This is a genomic window from Alteromonas sp. Cnat2-8 (assembly GCF_022348355.1).
Classification (GTDB): Bacteria; Pseudomonadota; Gammaproteobacteria; order Enterobacterales; family Alteromonadaceae; genus Alteromonas; species Alteromonas macleodii.
In genome coordinates this window covers 94,931-107,266 of record NZ_JAKREX010000006.1, presented here as the reverse complement: position 1 = coordinate 107,266, position 12,336 = coordinate 94,931, and the positions used below count along the sequence as shown (strand labels likewise).

16 protein-coding genes are annotated in these 12,336 nt (G+C 44.0%); 3 read left to right on the top strand and 13 right to left on the bottom strand.

The genetic code is table 11. The features are described 5' to 3' along the window. Nucleotides 1-57: 57 nt before the first annotated feature. The 7 genes from MHN00_RS16405 to MHN00_RS16375 all read right to left on the bottom strand — a co-directional run bounded on the left by MHN00_RS16405 (nucleotide 58) and on the right by MHN00_RS16375 (nucleotide 4,487). Nucleotides 58-783, bottom strand: a complete 726-nt coding sequence (locus tag MHN00_RS16405) for a FlgO family outer membrane protein (protein WP_049587774.1) — start codon at nucleotides 781-783, stop codon at nucleotides 58-60. A gap of 10 nt (nucleotides 784-793) precedes the next feature. After that, on the bottom strand, nucleotides 794-1,558 hold the full coding sequence (locus MHN00_RS16400) for a FlgO family outer membrane protein (protein ID WP_239301821.1): 765 nt from the start codon (nucleotides 1,556-1,558) through the stop codon (nucleotides 794-796). Nucleotides 1,559-1,562: 4 nt separating this feature from the next. Beyond that, entirely contained in the window at nucleotides 1,563-2,228 is a 666-nt protein-coding gene (locus tag MHN00_RS16395) for a FlgO family outer membrane protein (RefSeq protein WP_014949958.1), read from the bottom strand. A 410-nt stretch (nucleotides 2,229-2,638) separates the two neighbouring features. Then, nucleotides 2,639-3,058: a GNAT family N-acetyltransferase gene (locus MHN00_RS16390; protein ID WP_239301820.1), complete on the bottom strand. Its 420-nt coding sequence runs from the start codon at nucleotides 3,056-3,058 to the stop codon at nucleotides 2,639-2,641. A gap of 30 nt (nucleotides 3,059-3,088) precedes the next feature. After that, on the bottom strand, nucleotides 3,089-3,433 hold the full coding sequence (locus MHN00_RS16385) for a lactoylglutathione lyase (RefSeq protein ID WP_039225261.1): 345 nt from the start codon (nucleotides 3,431-3,433) through the stop codon (nucleotides 3,089-3,091). A gap of 45 nt (nucleotides 3,434-3,478) precedes the next feature. Beyond that, on the bottom strand, nucleotides 3,479-3,916 hold the full coding sequence (locus MHN00_RS16380) for a GNAT family N-acetyltransferase (protein WP_239301819.1): 438 nt from the start codon (nucleotides 3,914-3,916) through the stop codon (nucleotides 3,479-3,481). Nucleotides 3,917-3,989: 73 nt separating this feature from the next. After that, the gene (locus MHN00_RS16375; protein ID WP_239301817.1) at nucleotides 3,990-4,487 is read right to left on the bottom strand and encodes a DUF2938 domain-containing protein; all 498 of its coding nucleotides are present in this window, start codon (nucleotides 4,485-4,487) and stop codon (nucleotides 3,990-3,992) included. Between the two features lie 92 nt (nucleotides 4,488-4,579). Between MHN00_RS16375 and MHN00_RS16370 the strand changes: the two genes are divergently transcribed. Next, nucleotides 4,580-4,999, top strand: a complete 420-nt coding sequence (locus MHN00_RS16370; protein ID WP_039225572.1) for a helix-turn-helix domain-containing protein — start codon at nucleotides 4,580-4,582, stop codon at nucleotides 4,997-4,999. A 60-nt stretch (nucleotides 5,000-5,059) separates the two neighbouring features. On the opposite strand, the gene MHN00_RS16365 is transcribed toward MHN00_RS16370, so the two are convergent. Both MHN00_RS16365 and MHN00_RS16360 read right to left on the bottom strand, forming a co-directional pair. Beyond that, on the bottom strand, nucleotides 5,060-5,548 hold the full coding sequence (locus tag MHN00_RS16365; RefSeq protein WP_075177498.1) for a GNAT family protein: 489 nt from the start codon (nucleotides 5,546-5,548) through the stop codon (nucleotides 5,060-5,062). A gap of 5 nt (nucleotides 5,549-5,553) precedes the next feature. Further along, nucleotides 5,554-6,285, bottom strand: coding sequence for an SDR family oxidoreductase (locus MHN00_RS16360; RefSeq protein WP_239301815.1), 732 nt, complete (start codon nucleotides 6,283-6,285; stop codon nucleotides 5,554-5,556). 119 nt (nucleotides 6,286-6,404) lie between these two features. Here MHN00_RS16360 and MHN00_RS16355 point away from each other — a divergent pair, with 119 nt between their 5' ends. Beyond that, nucleotides 6,405-7,931, top strand: a complete 1,527-nt coding sequence (locus MHN00_RS16355) for an ATP-binding cassette domain-containing protein (protein ID WP_343213225.1) — start codon at nucleotides 6,405-6,407, stop codon at nucleotides 7,929-7,931. Between the two features lie 223 nt (nucleotides 7,932-8,154). Here the strand turns inward: MHN00_RS16355 and MHN00_RS16350 are convergent, their stop codons facing one another. From MHN00_RS16350 to MHN00_RS16340, 3 genes are all read right to left on the bottom strand, one after another. Next, nucleotides 8,155-8,838, bottom strand: a complete 684-nt coding sequence (locus tag MHN00_RS16350) for a DUF1826 domain-containing protein (RefSeq protein ID WP_239301811.1) — start codon at nucleotides 8,836-8,838, stop codon at nucleotides 8,155-8,157. A gap of 1 nt (nucleotide 8,839) precedes the next feature. Beyond that, nucleotides 8,840-10,042 carry a zinc metallochaperone GTPase ZigA gene (gene zigA / locus MHN00_RS16345; protein WP_239301809.1) on the bottom strand — a complete coding sequence of 401 codons (1,203 nt, stop codon included), beginning with the start codon at nucleotides 10,040-10,042 and terminating at the stop codon, nucleotides 8,840-8,842. Between the two features lie 81 nt (nucleotides 10,043-10,123). Continuing rightward, on the bottom strand, nucleotides 10,124-11,080 hold the full coding sequence (locus MHN00_RS16340) for a helix-turn-helix domain-containing protein (RefSeq protein WP_239301807.1): 957 nt from the start codon (nucleotides 11,078-11,080) through the stop codon (nucleotides 10,124-10,126). A 125-nt stretch (nucleotides 11,081-11,205) separates the two neighbouring features. Here MHN00_RS16340 and MHN00_RS16335 point away from each other — a divergent pair, with 125 nt between their 5' ends. Continuing rightward, nucleotides 11,206-11,730, top strand: coding sequence for a cysteine hydrolase family protein (locus MHN00_RS16335; RefSeq protein WP_239301805.1), 525 nt, complete (start codon nucleotides 11,206-11,208; stop codon nucleotides 11,728-11,730). 32 nt (nucleotides 11,731-11,762) lie between these two features. On the opposite strand, the gene MHN00_RS16330 is transcribed toward MHN00_RS16335, so the two are convergent. Then, complete coding sequence (locus MHN00_RS16330; RefSeq protein WP_239301803.1) at nucleotides 11,763-12,323, bottom strand: isochorismatase family protein; 561 nt, start codon at nucleotides 12,321-12,323, stop codon at nucleotides 11,763-11,765. Between the last annotated feature and the right edge of the window lie 13 nt (nucleotides 12,324-12,336).

Sequence of the window (12,336 nt, the reverse complement as noted above, 5' to 3'; positions counted from 1 at the left end):
AAAGCGAACATGAAAGGAATTCGCTTTGAAAAAACAGAGCCCAATGGAAGTAAATGGCTAGTTTACGCTAGCCATTTTATTTAAATCCATCACGATAAACGCAGGAATGTATACGTTGGCGCTTGCCACCACTTGTTTATTTTCCAGCGACACGATACGGGCGTTTACGCGGACGCCTCTGTCATCTTCAATGATAGTGCCTGTTACAACATGGTCCATTTCAACCTGTTTAGCGAGTGCAGTACCATCTCGAGTAAGTACGAAATCGCCAATTGGCGTTACGGTAATGCCACCTGCAAGCTTAAAGTCGACAACCGCTAACCCAAAGTCTTGTAGCTCGGCTATTAGATACTCTGAAAGCTGATTGCCTAACACGGTGCTGTCGCTCAACGACTGATTAAGCCTCACAAAGCTCGCCACACCCACCATATCTTGCTGCGTAAGACGGGTTGCATTGTCCATTAACTCCATCGCAAGTTGCGAGGCGTAATCATTTAAGCGCTTATGCGTTTGTGAAGGTGAATAGCCATGATGTAGTGGGTCTTTATAGCCGGGTTCGACTTCCACGTGCTGTTGATATTGTCTATCGCGAGAATCTGGTGTGTACTCCAGCCCTGAGCGGCTTGGTACAGGCACTGGCTCGGCGTGATGAGTAATTTCACCGTCTTCACCTAACCAAAATGAGCCAATAGACTCTGTGCTAGTGCACCCTGTCATACATACACTCAGCATTACGCCAACGGCTGCCCAACTGCTTGACACAAGCTTCTTTGTAAACACCATGCTGAAACTCCTAGCCGCGACTTAGCTTAACGCCATCGCGCATACCGTTTTGCTGGCTACCGTCACTTGGAATAAGTGCATCTACTACGTAGAACGGCACTAACATTTGCGCAGTTGCCACAACTGCGCGCGACTCCATGCCCAAAATACGAGCGTTAACTAACACGCCACCTTGGTGCTTTGTCATCGTTCCGGTTAACACGTATTCAATAGGAAGGCTGCTGCTCAATTCCAGATAGTCTCGGCTTAATACAAAATCGCCATCGTCAGTAATGCGAATATACTCGGTGGCTTTGAAGTCGATAACCGGCACGCGGAATTTATGCAGTTCGTGAACAAAAGATTCCGCCATCTGACGGCCAAGCAAATCTGTTTTCTGCAAGTCAGTATCTAGTAGTGCGAAATGGGTTACACCAATAGGTGTCTTGTTATTCACATATTCCATATTGGCAATTAAGTCTTGCGCCATGTTCTTCACATAGTCGCCAATATGCTTGGTTAGAGGTCGACCTTTATACGCGCCCTGTACGCTCGAATACAAAGGAGGTTGACCGATAGCGCCGTACGCGTCCATACCCTGAGACTGGGTATCACTGGTATTTTCAACTGGGTTTGAGGGAGCGCGGTCGGCGGCAGTAATATCAATCACGTTCATGGCCGGGCGCTGAGGCGCTTGTTCGGCTACCTCTTCTTCCCCCATCATCATAGAACACCCGCTGACGCTTAGCAGTGAAGCACAAAGCGAAAGCGCCGCGTATTGATTTCGTCTTTTCATGGGGTTACCTCGTACCTTCAGTTCTGTATAACTTGCCGTTTCTGGTGGTTACTTGTTCTTCGCGCCAAAACAGTTCGGCAGGGAAAAAGCGTGTTGCTGCTGCGACAATGTTTTTATTTCTAGCGTTGATAATTCGAGCGTTAACCACCGCGCCAGACTCTTGGTAAACCATGGTGCCGGTAATATAAAAATCGACGCGCTCAATGTTGGAAAGCTGGTCGATATCGCGGGTTAATACTCTGTCGCTCTCGTTACTAACAATTATATCGTTCGAAAGCTTAAATTCTTGAGTAGAAAAGCCTCTTTTCGTGGCCTCAGTAATCATTCCTTGTTCAAGTTGATGGCCCAACAACATTAGCGGATGTTGATGGCCAGCACTGTATTTCATAGTATCAGCAGGTACAAAGCCAACTACCGCATAGCGAGACTGACGTGCTGGACCCACATCAGCAAAAAGTTCGTTTGCCAACATATAGGTATGGTATTCCACATTCCCCAATGCAGATACGTCGCTGGCATCGGTTTGCGCAAATTGACTCTTAGGTTCGTCAGATGAAGAGCAACCAGAGAGTAAGCCCATGAGAAGCGCGGTATATGCCAAGGCTTTCACGACTAAGCGACCATTTTCTGTCAGCAAAGCGTGAGAGACAGGTTTTGTCATACTTTTCATTACACGTGTCCAGTGAAAAACGTCAAATTTCTATCGGAAAGAAGCAAAAACTCATCGAAAAACAGTGATCAGCTACTACGCAAACCGACATTTTTAGTGCCTTTAAACATGCTTTTGCAAAATTCACACCAAAGAGAGGCTACAAGCAGCATTGACCGTTACATTGAAGGTTACATTGATAAAATTGCTGATAACCAAGTGACGTAAAGCGCCTAGTTTAAGGAGATATACCTTTCTCAGTGTTAAAAGAACTTGATGTTTATCGTCAGGCCGTGCATGAAAAGCGGAGGCGACTTGCCGCCTTAGGACAGAAAGCTGCCGATAATTAAATAGGCAATGATCACAATGCCAAGTGATCAAAAAAACTTGAGAACTCCCGGGACTCTCATGCCGCGTTAATGACCAAGTAGCTAAATAAACCTACACATGCCTAAACCTAAGCTCTGGCCATCGCGAGGTTTAAAGCCAAACTTAAGATAAAAGCTTTCTTTACCGTGCGCAGCCAACAAGCCAATGGTTGCGCCAGGTGCGCAGCAAGACTCCAAATGTGTAATCAACGTGTTCATTATTTTCGATCCCAAGCCTTTATTCTGATGTTCTGGATGAATAATGACGTCTTGAATATAAAAATACATTGCGCCATCGCCAATCACCCGACCACAGCCTACAAGGTTGTTGTCGAGGTAAATTGTTGCCCAAAACAACGAGGCATCAATACTTTTTTGAACAACCGATAAACACGGGTTACTCCATCCAATCAATTTTCTCAGACTGGTAAAGTCTTCAGCTGACGGAGGACTTTCTTTAACGGTGTAATTGGTATGCATCATTCGTCATTCCGCCCCTCGTTTTCGCAAAAGCTAGCTACCTAATTCGGTAATGTGAAGTAGTTCGCCCGACGGGCCCCATAGATAGAAAACACTTCCCCAATGTTGTTGCTCAATTGATGAAATTTTCGTTTTATGTAACGAGCGCGAGCACAAATCAAAAGCGTCCTGAATGTCTGCTACACATATTTGTAGCATAAAGTTATTCGCCAATTCAGGATTATAAAAGCGCTGAAGAAAGAAGAGACAATCACCATTTTCAAACAGTGTTAGGTCTTCATTTACGTACTCTGCATTAAATCCAATCTCAGAATAAAATGCTTTAGAAATGTCGTAGTTTTTGCTTGGAATAAAAGTCTTAATATCTATGACGTCCATATCTTGAGATCCCTCGCATTTCGCTGCTTTAAATTTAAGTCGTGGCTAAATGGCAATAACAGCAAGCATGTCTTCGCCATCTTCATCTAACCCCACCTCTTCGAAACCAAAGCTTGAATAGAAGGCTTTGGCGACAGGATTCTTGGGGTTATAGCATATCTCTATCTGTTTGAGCTCAGAAGTTTGCTTTATAAGCGTGATAGCTTGAGATAAAGCAAGTCTGCCAATTCCATTATTCTGATGGCTCTCATCAATCATAAAGCGCCAAATGGACACTTTGGTTGGCGTTTCCTGAACCCACATCAAGAACCCTACGGGCTGGTCGTTGCAATAAATGGCTTTGCAGGTATGGTTATCGTTGTAGAAAGTCTCAACCAACGACCACATATTGCACGCTACAAACGCTTGTTGATCATCCGCCACATCCAAGTCACAAACCTGCTCATAGTTAGATTTGTTTATTTCTTCCAGTGAAATTCTCATCCTGTCTTCTTATAAAAGCATGCTGTTTTATTGCTATTATAAGCTGAAGTTCACTCAAGTCATCATTAGTCGTTTATATCCATATTGATAGTAAAAGCCTAATTAACAAAGCCGAAAGGTACAGCCCAACGCCAAATACGACGTGATTAATAATACTGTGTAACCGAGCGGTATTAGGGTTAGGCGTTTTCGATGCGGCAACACCAGCGCCCATACCTGGCTGCAATATAAAGAACGGTGCAACGACCGTAGCGATACCGAGCGCCACTGCTGGACCTAGCGTCGGTTCGAACAACCAGGATTCTCCGCATATGGAAATAAGCAGTGCTGCATAGGCAATTCCAATTAGGTAATGGGCTGTCCACCCAATAGTACTTTCCCCGTGAACAGCATGGGCACTTGAAATAGAAGTATGACGAAACTGCCCTTTTCTCATGTGCCCTATCCAGCGCCCCACCATGCCCCAATTAGTAGGGGCAATACCAAACAATTGCTTTCTCAACAAGGCCCATAAATCCATCACTAAAGTAGCTCCAATACCTATCAGCAAGATAAAAACAATACTTTCCATATTCACTCTCAATAACTAGTTTCAATTAACATGAGATGCTAGCCTACAACTTCAAGTTAACTTTAAGTCAAGTGCCTTTATGGGTAACAAGTATGGAAATATCTCGAGTAGCAAAAAAGTCAGGAGTGTCGGCATCAACACTGCGCTTTTATGAAGAAAAAGGCCTTATCAAATCTATTGGTCGACAAGGTATACGTCGCGTATTTAGCTCAAACGTTTTAGAGCGCCTTGAATTAATCGCACTAGGCCGCGCAGCTGGTTTTTCACTGGAAGAAATTGCAGGAATATTAGGAACCGATGCAAAGCCTGATATAGATCGCGATCTACTACTTAAAAAAGCGGACGAATTAGATGAAACAATTAAAAAATTAGGAGCAATGCGTGATGGTCTGCAGCATGCAGCTGCTTGCACAGCACCAAGTCATTTGGAATGTCCGAGGTTTCGTCGATTGATGAACCTTGCAGCCGCAGGGGTGATTGAAGGCGTTGCCGCGAATAAAGCAGTAAAATAAAAATCCGTATCAATGGAAACCACTCAGCGCTTTGCGGGTACTAAAGTCACCATCGCAGAGCTACCTCAAAATGGCAAAAATATGGCTATCGTAAAACCGTCCATTTTTAAAAATGGCGCGTTGCAATATCGCTTCTTGCTTAAACCCTGCATCTAACAGCAGCTTTTGCGAAGCAAGATTGGATGAAAATACGCAGGCAAAAATGCGCTCTATACTTGTGTTTGAGAAAGTAAGGGCGATAATTTGGCGCAGCGCGTCACGCATAATCCCTTTTCGCCAATGTGATGAACAAAGCCAGTATCCGACCTCTCCGGCTCTTTCATATTCAAAGTTTCCTGGGTTAACACCAATACACCCTACTAACTCGCCGTCGTACTCTACAGCTCTTATAAAACCCTCTTTGCTCCCCTCTTGAATCCACCATGTGGCATCTTCTTTTGTATAAGGGCTGGGAATTTTTGTCGATAGAAATTGCGTGACCGACGGTTGATTCAAAATATCTACCAGTCTACCTACATCGCTCATTTTAAAATCTCTGAGTGTTATCACGCGCTTTACTTCCCACCCGCTAAATCAATAAACGACCCTGTAACATATGAAGACTGAGGTGATAGAAGCCAGGCTATCGCCTGTGCGACTTCATCTGCTGTACCGCCCCGCTGCATAGGAATTTGTGAGCTTAACCGTTCTACTCTGCCAGGTTCACCACCATCGGCATGAATGTCTGTTTTAATAAAACCAGGCCGGACGCTGTTTACACGAATGTTCTTCGCAGCAAGTTCTAATGAAAGCCCTTTGGTGAATGAATCCATTGCCCCTTTCGACGTCGCATAGTCGACGTATTCAAAAGGAGCACCAGTACGAGAGGCAATGGACGAAACATTAACGATTGCGCCTCCTGCAACGCTTTGTTTTACAAAAGCCTTTGAACACAAGAATGCGCTAAGCACATTGGTATTAAGTACTTTGGTGAAGCGCTCTGCACTGACGTTAATTAACTCAGTTTTGGTAAATAAAACACCCACATTGTTAACCAAATGCGTTACCTCCCCCCACTGTTCCCTTACATATTCGAACATGTCCAGCACTTGCGCTTCATCTGAAACATCGGCTTTATGAGCAAATGCAATGCCTCCGTTGTCAGTTATCGACGCGCACACCCTATCCGCAGCATTTTTATCTGATAGGTAATTAACGCAAACTTTATAATCACTACTTCCCAACAATTTAGCAGTCGCAGCACCAATACCACGACTAGCACCTGTGACAATAACTACCTTGCCCACAATTTGATTCCCTTAACTGGCCATTGAACGTGGCGCTAACTTTATAAGACTAACTTACCAGCTAGTTCTGGCTTCAGAAAGTCTTATTCACCATTGACACGTAATCAGAAAACTTCACAATGGTTCTACTCCATATTCACTCGCGATCATTAATGCTGTACCTTTCTGAATTTCAAATAAAGCTTCCTAATCAATACATTACTCCTGCATTTTCGCTAGCGCTCTGTACTGAAAGTGCGCCGTCCCACTTCCTTATTGCAGGTAGAAACAGTAGCGGAAAGTCACTCTTAATTTCCGCGCTTGCCGGTAATGGGAAGGTAGCAAGCGGTAGTCGTGAATGTACTTCGGTTGTTGCAGAGGTATCGGTTTTTAAACAGCAAGCGATAATTGAAGAAGAAAAACAAAAAGACAGTGCAGATATTTTAGACGTAATAGCTGAGCCAACACAGGTTCGCGAACTATTCGCACAGACTAATGAGGATTATCAAAACCACCCTTATTACAACGAACTCGCCTCTGCGCTTAGAATTGAGCATTTGCTATATAATGGGTTTCTTTCACTTTCAACAGGTGAAACCCGCAAGATTATTATCATGTTGGCATGGTTAAGTAATGCCTCTATTATTTTGCTTGATGAACCCTTCGAAGGTTTAGATGTTGAAGCGATAAGCGCATTTAGTCGCTTTCTTGTCTCTCAGCAGCAAGCTTCTTTAGTACTTACCGCCAACAAACTCGCAGATATTCCCAAGAATATGCAAGCCCAGTTGATTGTTATGGATGACTTGGCTATTACGTGGAAATCTGAAGATAAACTTAACTATGACGGTTTGCGCTCAGAACTAAGCACCTGGTTTGCACTAGAGTCTGATGATATCGATGTTCCCTCAGCCCTCAACGCTAAAGACAAACACGGCGATGACCCCAATCGCAATGACCGAAACCTTAATGAGCAAAACAGTGAGTTAGATTCACTACCTCATACCTTAATTCAGCTTAAAGATGGGTTCGTGCGCTTCGATGAGCGAACCGTATTTGAAAAGCTTAACTTTACGCTTAACAAAAATGAGCATTGGCAGATCACTGGTCCAAATGGGTCAGGCAAAACCTGTTTGCTTCAAATGTTTACCGGTGATAATTCCCATTGTTATACCAACGATTTAACAATGTTTGGCATAAAACGTGGCACAGGCGAGAGCATATGGGACATTAAAAAGCACATTGGAATTATGTCGAATGCGCTCCACATGCAGTACAAAGTGAATGCAAGTGTTGAGCACGTTATCATTTCAGGCTTTCACGACAGTATTGGTCTGTACACTCGCCCCACGCTAGCGGAGCGCATGGTGGCAGAGCAGTGGCTTGAAGTACTGGGTTTGAAACAGCAAAAGAACACGCCGTTTCAGTCACTGTCTTTTGGTGACCAGCGATTAGTACTTATTGCACGTTCTATGGTTAAGCACCCCGCCGTGCTTATTTTGGATGAACCTTGCAATGGTTTAGACGACTTCAACCGCCAAAAAGCGCTTAAGCTTATTGATATATTGGCTAGGGCTGGCACAAGTACACTGCTGTATGTGAATCACCATGCAGAAGAACGCATTCCTAGCATTCACAATACGTTAAATATGAAAGACTATAATGTTTAAGGGTATATGTTGAAAACCTTGGCTTTTCAAGTTTTCGCTAAAAAGGTGTGGCACTTGCCTGTAAGACAATTAGCCTTAAAGCTGGAAGCTTAAAAGCTAATATTTAAAAATATTAGCGAGGCTAGGTACCGAGAAAGAAAAAAGCGCTATCACAAGGGAAAACTCATGGAAAAAGTGATAGCGCCGAAGTAACCGAGGGTGAGGTACAATAAAAACTTAAAAACTACATGGGATCCAGGGTAAGTAACACGCGATGAGTACCAGGTATGACTTTGCAGGACCGATGCACGGCGGCAAATTCTTCATGGCCCTGCCACGACTTACCTTTAAGTAAACCCACATCAAACGCGTTCATTTGCCTAACGCTGCTCTCTCGATAGTGCTGGCCCAACCTATTCTTAGTAAGCCCTTGCGTATTCGCGTCGTTAAGACCAATCATTGGGCGTGTAACCACACTTTCTTTCGGCAGCCACTCTGTACCTTCGCCCAAATAGGTATTCACCAACCGAACAGGAATATTGTCCACATGAAAGCTTGGGCACATTGCTGATGAAAGGGGCACTAACCTTACGCCCACACTGTCACAGTCAAATAACGTGGTGAGCATGTCAGACAGCAAATAAATATCGTCGATGGCAGCCTGCTTCCCGGCACTATTTCTTCCATCAGGTAAAAGCTTTGCGATTTCCTCTTTCAGTGATGTTAAAGAGAAAACACCGCGAATCCCCATTCCTAATGATTTAAAAATGTCGTCATAATATTGCGAGATGAGTGGCGTTTCGGGCCTTGTCCATACCGCAACGCTAATCCCTTTATCAAAGATATCGCCCAACACCATAGCATCGGCGCTTGAACGCCAAGAGTCGCTGTGTTCAAAGGAAGTAATGTGGTCTTTTAACGCCTGCATATTAGTGCTCCCACGCAGGAAATGGGTCAGGCATTTCAGCCCAAACATGATGGCCTTGAATAAGCTGTTCGTCTGTTAACAAGCAACGATCTAACCGCTCGATAATGTCGTTTTTATTAAGCCCTTGTCCAATGAATACCAGTTCTTGACGCATGTCACCGAAGGGCTCCATCCATTGTTCTTCAATCGCTTTAAGGTATTCAGGGTCTTCAGGCCACTGCTCTTTGGGTACGGCTTTCCAAAACAGCCCAGCAGCCCCGTATCTTGCCATACCGCCAGCTTGGCTCCAGCTACCCGCTAATTGAGGGCGTGTTGCCAGCCAGAAGAAGCCTTTTGAACGAATTAACTTACCTGCAATGTCTTTACTATGAATAAAATCATAAAACTTCTGCGGATCGAACGGACGTCGCGCTTCGTACGAAAAGCTGCTTATACCAAACTCTTCAGTCTCTGGTACGTGCTCGCCACGCATTTCTTTCAGCCAACCGGGCGACTGCTGAGCACGCTCGAAGCTAAACCGCCCTGTGTTCAGCACTTTGTTGAGGGGCACTTTTCCATGCTCGATAGGAATTTGAATAGCCTCGGTATTAAGGGTTTGCAGAATACTTTTAAGGCGCGCCAACTCTTGTTCAGAGACTAAGTCGGTTTTGCTTATTAGCAATATATCAGCAAATTCCACTTGTTCGACCAACAAGTCTGCCACGCTTCGCTCGTCTTCCTCCCCCAAGCTCTCACCCACTTCGTTGAGAAACTTAGCTTCGTCATAGTCTTTAAGAAAATTCAATGCGTCGACAACGGTAACCATCGAATCGAGGCGTGATATTTCCGACAAGCTTTTACCGTCTTCATCGGCGAACGTGAAGGTCTCAGCTACAGGCAAAGGCTCCGAAATACCTGTAGACTCTATTACCAGATAATCGTATTTACCTTCATGCGCTAAACGCTCTATCTCTTCAAGCAAATCTTCTCGCAACGTGCAACAAATACAGCCATTGCTCATTTCAACTAGCTTTTCTTCGGCTCGATTAAAGCTAATTTCATTTTTCACCGTAGCAGCATCGATATTGATTTCACTCATATCGTTAACAATAACGGCTACTCTTAATCCATCACGATTATTCAGAATATAATTTAGAACCGTGGTCTTACCGGCGCCTAGAAAGCCCGAAAGTACGGTAACGGGAAGCTGAGTTTGAATTGACATAACGACTCGCTAAGTTTCATTTTAAATATCGAATTTAATAAATGTTATAACATAACAATTAAAATGAAAATAATGATATGATCAATTTATTGCAAAACGCTTGCGGTATTCCACCGGACTAAGCCCATACTCTTTACGGAATATCTTCCTAAACGCATTGACGTTTTGATAGCCCACGTTGAATGCAATATCAGCAATGCTAAGCGTAGATACTTCAATTTGCTGACAAGCATGATGAAGTCTCAGCTTCTGCAGATAGTCGATGACTGACATACCTAACGCTTGCGCAAATCTTCGCTGTAAGGTTCGCTGACTAACGAAAGTGTGGCTGGCTAAATCGCTAAGAGAAATTGGCTGACTGTAATGGTTTTCCAAGTAATTTTGCGCTTTAACAACGAGAGCATCGCCATGATCTTTTTTAGGTGAAAACTGGTGATAAAAGCCTTGCTCCCTGTAACCTGTATCCACCACCATCTCTTTAGAAAGATTCAAGGCAATGGTGGGTGAACTTAAGGTCGATATGATTTCAAACACAAGATCAATCCACGCCATTCTCCCGCCAGCTGTTATTACGCCCTCCCCGTTTACCACGATAGCCTTAGCATCTAGTTTTGCTGTGGGAAAGGTTGCCATGAAGTGATCGGCAATTCGCCAGTGTGTAGTACACACTTTGTTATCTAAAAAGCCCCCTTTGCCAAGAATAAATGCACCTACGCAAGCAGATGCGAGCAACGCACCTTGGGACTGCATGACTTCCATATAGTTGATAAGTGATGTGAAGTCATGCTCAAAAAATGTTTCACTCATGCTTGGCGGCAATATGACGACATCAACCAGTGCATTTGAATTCAACTGTTCCGCTTTGTAAATACTCGCGCTAAATGCCACATCAGCGTTGATTTGCTCACACATCGTATTTGCTAACTCTAACATCTCAACGATGCCGTAAAGCGCAGATTGGCTTGCGGTTTGATAGTTTATTACTGCTATTTTTATTTCTTTCATCGTTTCATTGTCGTTCTGTGAACGCTGTCGCATTTGGCGCGCTTTTTGTCATTATCGTCACTCTCTATTACACGTGAAAATCTGCAAAATAGTCAATATCGAGTAAGCACAACTTAAACCGTGCTAGAGACTATATCTTGGAAAAAGAGGGTAAGACCGTGGTTAAACAAGCACTTGTTGTTATAGATATTCAAAACGATTACTTTCCTGAAGGGAAGTATCCTTTACACAAACCAGAGCTTGCGATGCAAGAAACACTTAAAGCGATGGCTATTGCAAAGGAAAAGAGCATTCCGATTATTCACATACAGCACCTTGTGCCTGTTGAGGCTGGAGAAGGGTTGTTTTTCTATGAAGGATCTCATGGCGCTGAAATTCATAAAGAGGTGATAGCCGCTGCCCCGGATGCGCCCATCATCACAAAGCAACACGCCGATTGTTTTGAGAACACCAATTTAGAAGAAACCTTACAGTCATTGGACGTGGATGAAATTCTTCTTGCAGGTATGATGACGCACAACTGCGTAACTCACACAGCATTATCACCAGCTGCTGCCAAGTATTCCCCCAAAGTCATTGAACCTTGCACCTGCACGCGTGACGCCATTGGTCATCTATTGGCGCTGGATTCTATGCAAGTGCGTGGTATTGACATTGTATCGATAGAAACCGCATTCGCTTAGCTCCGACTTGTTTCGCTCATCACGTTGTTCGACTATTTGATGAGCGCTAACACTTCTCGGAATTTTGGATGTTGGCATGATTTTAAAAGGCCAAAAAGTGTCATCTCAAAACTGCTGATCCGTGCGCCCTGCTCACGCATATTTTGGATGGCGAGCACAGCATTTGAAGACTCTCTTGAAGAAATGCAGTCCTGTATTACTTCCACAGTGTGATTATTTTCCAATAAACCCGTTACCGTTTGATAAACGCATACGTGCGCTTCAATTCCTACAACCAGCCATCGACTTAATTCCATTTCACCAATGTACGCCAGTATTTCGGACGAACACTGGTCAGTACCCGCTACAGCGTTAAAAGTAAATTTCTTAAAATGAGGATCGCTTGCGACATGAGTTTCAATTTCAGGGACCGTTTTCCCCAAGCCATCAGGATTTTGCTCAAGTACAACTACGGGAATATTGAGCAATTTACAACACTGTATTAGCTTTACTGTTTTGCAGATCATTGTCTGGCTATCATTGACTTTTCGAGCCAGCGCGCCCTGAACATCTACGATCAACAACCCTACCTTTTCTTCGTCTAAATGCATCATTCACACCGCTTGT